This window comes from Bradyrhizobium sacchari (assembly GCF_002068095.1).
Taxonomy (GTDB): Bacteria; Pseudomonadota; Alphaproteobacteria; order Rhizobiales; family Xanthobacteraceae; genus Bradyrhizobium; species Bradyrhizobium sacchari.
Genome location: NZ_LWIG01000018.1, coordinates 124,821 through 133,112, shown reverse-complemented (window position 1 = coordinate 133,112; position 8,292 = coordinate 124,821). Strand labels below are relative to the sequence as shown.

Sequence of the window (8,292 nt, the reverse complement as noted above, 5' to 3'; positions counted from 1 at the left end):
CCCCGCCGTTAGGGTCGTCTACTGCGACGGCGATGTCCCACGTCCCGCCGGGTGCGCTGCTTGGTTGCACCTCATGCGCGCTCAAGACCTTCGCCGTCGTCGGAACCAGACCGAGCGCGGCGGCGCCGCCGGCCAGCGCAATCTCCGTCTGCTGCGGCGTGAGCCCGTTGATCAGCGCCGGCGACGGCGCGGCATGCTTCTCCTCGCGCCACGTACGGGGAAAAGGGTGGCCGGGCGTGTCGGCCTGCTGCTCGCCACGCAAATGGGCCGCCAGCTTTTCGGCGGCTTCGTGCCCGGTTGCCACCCGATCCCACTCGATCCTGAACCGCGTGGGATCGGCGAGGTCCAGGGTGACAGGAAGCACCGCGCCGGGCTGCGGCCATTTCGCCTTAGGGACGTCGTAGCCGCTGTATTGCACGGCAACCGCAGCGAGACGTTCCGCGGTGACCACCCCGTCAATGTCGCATCTGGGACAGAGCACCATCTCACCGGCCGCATCGGGGAATGGCGAACAGGCCACGACCTGCAACGATCCGTCCACCGGGTTCGTGATCCGCATCGGCTTGCCCCACGCTTCGCTTGCTCTGTCGGACCCTGCCAAACAAAAACGGCGCCATCGTGAGATGGCGCCGCTTCGAAGGCCGTAACGGCCGGTACTTACTTGCGATCCTTGATCGGCACGTAGTCGCGCTTGGTGACGCCGGTGTAGAGCTGGCGCGGACGGCCGATCTTCTGCTGCGGGTCCTCGATCATCTCGCTCCACTGGCTGATCCAGCCGACGGTGCGGGCGACCGCGAACAGCACGGTGAACATCGAGACCGGGAAGCCCATCGCCTTCAGCGTGATGCCCGAATAGAAGTCGACGTTCGGGTAAAGCTTGCGGTCGATGAAGTACTGGTCGCTGAGCGCGATCTTCTCGAGCTCCATCGCCACCTTCAGCATCGGATCGTCGCCATGGCCGGTCTCCTTGAGCACGGCGTGACACATCTTCTGCATGATCTTGGCGCGCGGATCGTAGTTCTTGTAGACGCGATGGCCGAAGCCCATCAGGCGGACTTCGGAGTTCTTGTCCTTCACCTTGGCGATGAACTCGGGAATCTTGTCGACCGTGCCGATGTCGTAGAGCATGTTGAGCGCGGCTTCGTTGGCGCCGCCATGCGCCGGGCCCCAGAGGCAGGCGATGCCGGCCGCGATGCAGGCGAACGGATTGGCACCCGAGGAGCCGGCGATGCGCACCGTCGAGGTCGAGGCGTTCTGCTCGTGGTCGGCGTGCAGGATGAAGATCTTCTCCAGCGCGTCGGCGAGAACCGGGCTGACCTTGTAGTCCTCGCAAGGCACCGCGAAGCACATGTTCAGGAAGTTCTCGGCAAAGCCGAGCGAGTTCTTCGGGTACACGAAGGGCTGGCCAACGGTGTACTTGTAGGCCATCGCGGCCAGCGTCGGGATCTTCGCGATCATGCGCATGGAGGCGATCATGCGCTGCTTGGGATCGTTGATGTCGGTGGAGTCGTGATAGAACGCAGCGAGGGCGCCGACCGCCGCCACCATGATCGCCATCGGATGGGCGTCGCGGCGAAAGCCCTGGAAGAAGCGGGCCATCTGCTCGTGCACCATCGTGTGATGGGTCACGCGGAAGTCGAAATCCTTCTTCTGCTCGGCAGTCGGCAGGTTCCCGTACAGCAGGAGATAGCAGGTCTCCAGGAAGTCACCGTGCTCGGCGAGCTGCTCGATCGGGTAGCCGCGGTATTCGAGCACGCCGGCATCGCCGTCGATATAGGTGATCTTGGACTGGCAGCTCGCGGTCGAGGTGAAGCCGGGATCGTAGGTGAACAGACCGGACTGGCCGTAGAGCTTGCCGATATCGACGACATCTGGCCCGACGCTGCCGCTGAGGATCGGGAGATCGTAGTTCTTGTTACCGACCGTCAGCGTGGCGGTCTTTGGGCTTTCTTTTGCGTCCATCAGAGGTCCCCGATGTATGGTGAAACGGGCCGGACCCGGAAGGCCCCGATGAGATGGCGGGGCAGGCCGGATGTTCCAGAATGTACGGGGGAGATGGGTATATTATTGCTGTGTGCGCTGCAAGATCACCCGCACGCATGGCCTACTTACGTCGTAGACTGATCCTTGAGCCGCCCAAGGCTTTCCTGACGTCCGAGCACGTCCAAAACCTCAAAAATGCCAGGCGATGTCGTCCGTCCCGTCAGCGCTGCCCGCAAGGGCTGGGCGACCGCGCCGAGCTTGAGACTATTTTCCTCGGCAAAGGCACGCAGCGCGGCTTCCGCGGTGGCCGCACTCCAGGTCTCGACTTTCTCCAGCGCGGAATGAAGCTGGCCGATCAGCTTGCGGTTCTCGGGCGTCAGCAGCGCCTGCGCCTTGGGATCGAGCTGCAGCGGCCGGTCGGCGAAGATGAAGTAGGCGCCATCGATCAGCTCGATCAGCGTCTTGGCGCGCTCCTTCAAGGCCGGCATGGCCTTGAGGAGCTGCGCCCGCGTGGTGTCGTTTAACTTCGCCTTAATCTCGTCGCGGCTGGGCACGATGTGGTCGAGCACGTCCTCGAACATCCTCACGAGCGATTGATCGTCGGCGTGACGGATGTAATGGCCGTTGAGGTTCTCCAGCTTGGCGAAGTCGAAGCGGGCGGCGGCGCGGCCGACGCTGGCGAGGTCGAACGCTTCGATCATCTCCTCGGTCGAGAAGATCTCCTGGTCGCCATGGCTCCAGCCGAGGCGGACGAGATAGTTGCGCAGCGCGGCCGGGAGGTATCCCATGGCGCGGTAAGCATCGACGCCGAGCGCGCCGTGCCGCTTCGACAGCTTCGAGCCGTCCGGGCCGTGGATGAGGGGGATGTGGGACATGCTCGGCAGCGCCCAGCCCATCGCGTCGTAGATCTGCTTCTGGCGGGCGGCGTTGATCAGATGGTCGTCGCCGCGGATGACGTGGGTGACGCCCATGTCGTGGTCGTCCACGACCACCGCGAGCATGTAGGTCGGGTTGCCATCACCGCGCAAAAGCACGAGGTCGTCGAGGTTCTCGTTCTGCCAGACCACGCGGCCCTGGACCTGGTCCTCGATCACGGTCTCGCCGGTCTGCGGCGCGCGCAGGCGGATGGTGGGCTTGACGTCGGTCGGCGCCGTGGCCGGGTCGCGGTCGCGCCACATGCCGTCATAGAGCCGGGTACGGCCTTCCGCGCGCGCCTTCTCGCGCATCGCGGCGAGCTCCTCCGCAGTGGCGTAGCAGCGATAGGCCTTGCCGTCGGCGAGCAACTGCTCGGCGACCTCGCGGTGACGGGCGGCGCGGCTGAACTGGTAGATGACCTCGCCGTCCCAGCCGAGCTCGAGCCATTCCAGCCCGTCGAGGATGGCGCCGATCGCGGCCTCGGTGGAGCGCTCCCGGTCGGTGTCCTCGATCCGGAGCAGCATCTTGCCGCCATGCTTCTTGGCGTAGAGCCAGTTGAACAGCGCCGTGCGGGCGCCCCCTATGTGGAGGAAGCCGGTCGGCGAGGGGGCAAAGCGGGTGACGACGGAATCGGTCATTCTTGGCAGGGCCTATGCATTGGAGGCGGTGGTGTATAGCAGGACCGGAGCATAACTAAAGCCCGACGGCGGACGGCCTGAGGCCTTGGCGCGGCCTCCCGAATTTGGCAGAAGGACCGCTGATTTCCCTACAGGATTTTCGTAATGACAGAACCGGTGGCAGCTGAGGTTGGGCGCGATTTCATTCGTGACATCATCCAGGCCGACCTCGATCAGGGCAAGTACAAGGAGATCGTGACCCGGTTCCCGCCGGAGCCGAACGGCTACCTGCATATCGGTCACGCCAAGTCGATCGCCCTCAATTTCGGCATCGCCCAGGAGTTTCCGGGCCGCTGCCACCTGCGCTTCGACGACACCAACCCGGTCAAGGAAGAGCAGGAATACATCGATTCCATCCAGGCCGACGTGCGCTGGCTCGGCTTCGACTGGGGCAAGAACCTGTTCTTCGCCTCCGACTATTTCGACCGTCTGTACGAATGGGCGGAGAAGCTGATCCGCGACGGGCTCGCCTATGTCGACGACCAGACCCAGGAGGAGATCCGCGCTTCGCGCGGCACGCTCACCGAGCCCGGCAAGAACTCGCCGTTCCGCGACCGCTCGGTGGAGGAGAACCTCGACCTGTTCCGCCGCATGAAGGCCGGCGAATTCCCCAACGGCGCGCGCGTGCTGCGGGCCAAGATCGACATGGCCGCGGGCAACATCAATCTGCGCGATCCCGTGCTGTACCGCATCCTGCATGCGCACCATCCGCGCACCGGCGACGCATGGTGCATCTATCCCAGCTACGACTATGCCCACGGCCAGTCGGACGCCATCGAAGGCATCACGCATTCGATCTGTACGCTGGAGTTCGAGGACCACCGCCCGCTCTATGACTGGTTCATCGAGAAGCTGCCGGTGCCCTCGGAGCCTCATCAGTACGAGTTTGCGCGGCTGAACCTGACCTACACGGTGCTGTCCAAGCGCGTGCTGACTCAGCTCGTCCGCGACGGTCATGTCGCGGGCTGGGACGATCCGCGCATGCCGACCGTGGCGGGCATGCGCCGCCGCGGCGTGCCGCCGGCGGCGCTGCGTGAATTCGTCAAGCGCATCGGCGTTGCGAAAGCCAACAGCGTGGTCGATGTCGGCATGCTCGAATTCTGTATTCGCGAGGAGCTGAACCGCACGGCGCAGCGGCGCATGGCGGTCTTGAGGCCGCTCAAGGTCGTGATCGAGAACTATCCGGAAGGGCAGACCGAGGAGCTCGAGGCGATCAACCATCCGGACGATCCGTCCGCGGGCACGCGTAAAATCACGTTCGGCCGCGAGCTCTATATCGAGCAGGACGACTTCATGGAGAATCCGCCGAAGAAGTTCTTCCGCCTGTCGCCGGGCAACGAGGTGCGGCTGCGCTACGCTTACTTCGTCAAGTGCACCGGCGTGATCAAGAACGACGCCGGCGAGGTGGTGGAATTGCGCTGCACCTACGATCCCGCCACCAAAGGCGGCAACGCGCCCGACGGCCGCAAGGTCAAGGCGACCATGCATTGGCTGCCGGCGGCGGCGTCCAAGCCCGCGGAGATCCGCATCTACAACCAGCTGTTCGCCAACCCGAGCCCGGAGGCCTCGAACTTCGCGGCCGATCTCAACCCGAACTCGCTGGAGATCCTGTCCGATGCGCGGATCGAGGCATCGGTGGCCGAGAGCAATGCGACCGAGCCGATGCAGTTCGAGCGCCAGGGCTATTTCGTGCGCGACAAGGATTCGACGCCGGACAAGCCGGTGTTCTCGCGCACCATCGGCCTGCGCGACACGTTCGCGAAGGAAGTCGCCAAGGGCTGAGAAGGGCTGGGGCGGATATGAGCAGCGAAACCGACGCCATCGTTTCCGCCATCATCGCGAAATGGTGCGCCGGCTTCGCGGCTCTCGACGCGGCCGCGCTGTCGTCGCTGTATTCGAAGAACGCGTTCTTCTTCGGCTCGAACCCAAGACTCTATCGGGGCCGGGACGGCGTCGCCGACTATTTCAATGGCCTGCCGCGCTGGCGCAAGCCGAGCGCGGTGTTTTCCGAGGTAAGCGCGGCGCAGGCCGGCCCTGGTCTGATCAACATGGGCGCGACTATCTCGTTCGATCTTGCGGGCGAGCGGGACGATCTCGTCGTCAAGATGAGCTGGGTCATCATCCGCGAGGAGGGCGACTGGAAGATCGTCAATCATCATGCCTCGTCCAAGGCGCCGCTGATCTGAGGCGCCCCGCCGCACACGGCATCGTCATCGGACGGTGGAAACGAACGTGCACCTGCCGCGTTGGCCGCGATCCAATGAAGGATCCCGCCATGCAGAACATCGCAGAACATATGGAAGTCATCGGCGCCGACGGCGTCCATGTTGGCACGGTCGATCGTGTCGAGGGCAATCGTATCAAGCTGAGGAGGAAGGACAGCGGCGAGGGTAGCCACAAGGGCCACCATCATTTCGTCGACAAGGGCCTCGTCGCCGATGTCGAGGGGAACAAGGTGCGGTTGTCGGCCAAGGCCGCTGTCGCCGTGACGATGGAAGAGGAAAAGTAGGGCGCTCCCCTCTTCGTTCTTGATTTGTACCGCTATTCGTCGGCCTGCACGTTCCGGTAGCCTGTGAGCCAGTCGCGTATCATAAGGTGCAGGAATGGCGGAGCCGGGCCGGCCGCAGCGTGTCTCGCAAGGGATCGCAGGAACCTGGCCGGCGGGGCGCTCCGCGTCCGCTGGCGGCTTTGCACCCGCAGGCTTCGACCTCTGGTCCACGATCGCAGGGACGCTGCGCCAATGGGCCAGCGCTGAGGCTGGCGCCGGGCGGTTGTTGCCATGGGTGCCCGTCGCTTTTGGCAGCGGCATTGCGCTCTATTTTGCGGCCGATCACGAGCCGGTGCTGTGGGTCGTCGCCGCGACGGCCATCGCGCTGATGCTCGGCGCCGTCCTGTTGCGGCGGAGCCGGCTGTTTGCGCCTGCGATCATGATTGCGGCGGTGGCGGCGGGCTTTGCCATCGCGACCTGGAAGACGGTGCGCATCGCGCATACAGTTCTGGCGAAACCGCTCTATTCGGCGTCGCTGTCGGGCTTCGTCGAGACCCGCGACATCCGCGAGCGCACCGATCGCTTCGTGCTGCGTGTCACCGCGATGGAGGCGCAGCGCAGCGACATCAAGCTGGAGCGCGTGCGCCTGTCGGTGCGCAAGGGCACCGCGCCGGAGGTGGGCAGCTTCGTGCAGCTCAAGGCGCGGCTGCTGCCGCCGATCTCGCCGGTGCGCCCCGGCAGCTATGATTTCTCGCGCGACATGTTCTTCCAGGGCATCGGCGCCTCCGGCTTTGTGATGGGCGCCATCACGGCCTCGGCGCCGCCGGATGCCGGCGGCCTGCGGCTGCGCTATGCCGCGTTCATGCAGGGCCTGCGCGATGCGATCGACGCGCGCATCCGTTCGACGCTCGAAGGCGACAATCGCGCGATCGCGACCGCGCTTCTGACCGGCCGGCGCGACGCCATCACCACGCCCGTCAATGACGCGATGTTCGTCTCGGGGCTCGGCCACGTGCTGTCGATCTCGGGCTATCACATGGCCGTGGTCGCCGGCGTCGTGTTCTTCGCAGTGCGCGCGCTGCTGGCCCTGATCCCCGGCCTTGCGGTCGGCTTCCCCATCAAGAAATGGTCGGCGACCGCAGCGCTGGTTGCCGCCGCATTCTACCTGCTGCTGTCGGGCGCGGAGGTTGCGACGCAACGCTCGTTCTTCATGACCGCGGTGGTGCTGATCGCGGTCATGGTCGATCGCCGCGCCATCACATTCCGCACGCTGGCGGTGGCCGCGCTGATCGTGCTTGCGGTCGCGCCGGAAGCGCTGGTGCATCCGAGCTTCCAGATGTCGTTTGCGGCAACGCTCGGGCTGGTGGCGCTGGTGCAGATCAGCATGCCGAACCTGTTTGCCTCGCCCGAGCATTCGGCGACCGCGCGTATCGCGCTGTGGGGCGGCCGTGAGATCGCGATGTTGTTCCTGGCCTCGCTGATCGCGGGGCTTGCGACCACGCCCTATGCGGCCTTCCACTTCCATCGCGTCACGCCCTACGGCGTGCTCGCCAATCTCGGCGCGATGCCGGTGGTCTCGGCACTGGTGATGCCGGCCGGATTGTTGGGCCTGCTCGTGGCTCCCTTCGGGCTCGACGGCGTGTTCTGGTGGCTGATGGGGATCGGCATCGAATGGATGGTCATGGTCTCACGCTGGGTGGCGGCGCTGCCCGGCGCGGTCGGGCGCATCCCGGCGTTCGGCATCGCGCCGCTGATCGCGGCCAGTGTCGGCATCATTGTCATGGGCCTTCTGCGCACGCCGTTGCGCTGGTCAGGCGGGCTGCTGCTGCTGGCTGCGATCCTCTGGGGATTATCAGTGCGGCCGCCGGATATCCTGATCGCCGGAGATGGCCAAAGCGTCGCGGTGCGGGGCAGGGACGGGCACCTGCACATGATCCGGGCGAGCAAGGACGACTTTCTGCTGAAGGAGTGGCTGGCTGCTGACGCTGATCCGCGTGATGCCGGCAGCGCCTCGCTCGCAGATGGCGTGTCGTGCGACGATGCCGGCTGCGTGACGCCGCTTGCCGATGGTCGCCTCGTCGCGCTGGCCTTGCGCATTGATGCGCTCGCGGACGATTGCAGCCGCGCCGCGCTGGTGGTGACGGCCCGCCCCGCTGCGCCGGATTGCGCGGCGATGGTGGTCGACCGGCAGCGTCTCGCCGCGCAGGGCGCGCTGGCGCTGACGCGGCG

7 protein-coding genes are annotated in these 8,292 nt (G+C 65.5%); 4 read left to right on the top strand and 3 right to left on the bottom strand.

All coding sequences use genetic code 11. The annotated features are described in order from the left end of the window. From A5906_RS22830 to gltX, 3 genes are all read right to left on the bottom strand, one after another. Nucleotides 1-559 (bottom strand): hypothetical protein (locus tag A5906_RS22830; RefSeq protein ID WP_245326861.1); only part of this gene is annotated, 559 nt, incomplete at its 3' end. Nucleotides 560-657: 98 nt separating this feature from the next. Beyond that, entirely contained in the window at nucleotides 658-1,962 is a 1,305-nt protein-coding gene (gene gltA / locus A5906_RS22825) for a citrate synthase (RefSeq protein ID WP_080137542.1), read from the bottom strand. Nucleotides 1,963-2,108: 146 nt separating this feature from the next. Further along, a complete protein-coding gene (gene gltX, locus A5906_RS22820) occupies nucleotides 2,109-3,536 on the bottom strand; it encodes a glutamate--tRNA ligase (protein WP_080137541.1) in 1,428 nt (475 codons plus the stop codon). A 144-nt stretch (nucleotides 3,537-3,680) separates the two neighbouring features. Between gltX and A5906_RS22815 the strand changes: the two genes are divergently transcribed. The 4 genes from A5906_RS22815 to A5906_RS22800 all read left to right on the top strand — a co-directional run. After that, complete coding sequence (locus tag A5906_RS22815) at nucleotides 3,681-5,357, top strand: glutamine--tRNA ligase/YqeY domain fusion protein (RefSeq protein WP_080137540.1); 1,677 nt, start codon at nucleotides 3,681-3,683, stop codon at nucleotides 5,355-5,357. Between the two features lie 17 nt (nucleotides 5,358-5,374). Further along, the gene (locus A5906_RS22810) at nucleotides 5,375-5,761 is read left to right on the top strand and encodes a nuclear transport factor 2 family protein (RefSeq protein ID WP_080137539.1); all 387 of its coding nucleotides are present in this window, start codon (nucleotides 5,375-5,377) and stop codon (nucleotides 5,759-5,761) included. Between the two features lie 89 nt (nucleotides 5,762-5,850). Then, the gene (locus A5906_RS22805) at nucleotides 5,851-6,084 is read left to right on the top strand and encodes a DUF2171 domain-containing protein (protein WP_080137572.1); all 234 of its coding nucleotides are present in this window, start codon (nucleotides 5,851-5,853) and stop codon (nucleotides 6,082-6,084) included. Nucleotides 6,085-6,178: 94 nt separating this feature from the next. After that, the coding region (locus tag A5906_RS22800; RefSeq protein WP_245326860.1) for a ComEC/Rec2 family competence protein at nucleotides 6,179-8,292 on the top strand (2,114 nt) is incomplete at its 3' end.

Excerpts from the sequence above, each read along its gene's own strand:
- gltA (WP_080137542.1), bottom strand. The coding sequence starts at position 1,962 with ATGGACGCAAAAGAAAGCCCAAAGACCGCCACGCTGACGGTCGGTAAC.
- A5906_RS22810 (WP_080137539.1), top strand. The coding sequence starts at position 5,375 with ATGAGCAGCGAAACCGACGCCATCGTTTCCGCCATCATCGCGAAATGG.
- A5906_RS22815 (WP_080137540.1), top strand. The coding sequence starts at position 3,681 with ATGACAGAACCGGTGGCAGCTGAGGTTGGGCGCGATTTCATTCGTGAC.
- A5906_RS22805 (WP_080137572.1), top strand. The coding sequence starts at position 5,851 with ATGCAGAACATCGCAGAACATATGGAAGTCATCGGCGCCGACGGCGTC.
- gltX (WP_080137541.1), bottom strand. The coding sequence starts at position 3,536 with ATGACCGATTCCGTCGTCACCCGCTTTGCCCCCTCGCCGACCGGCTTC.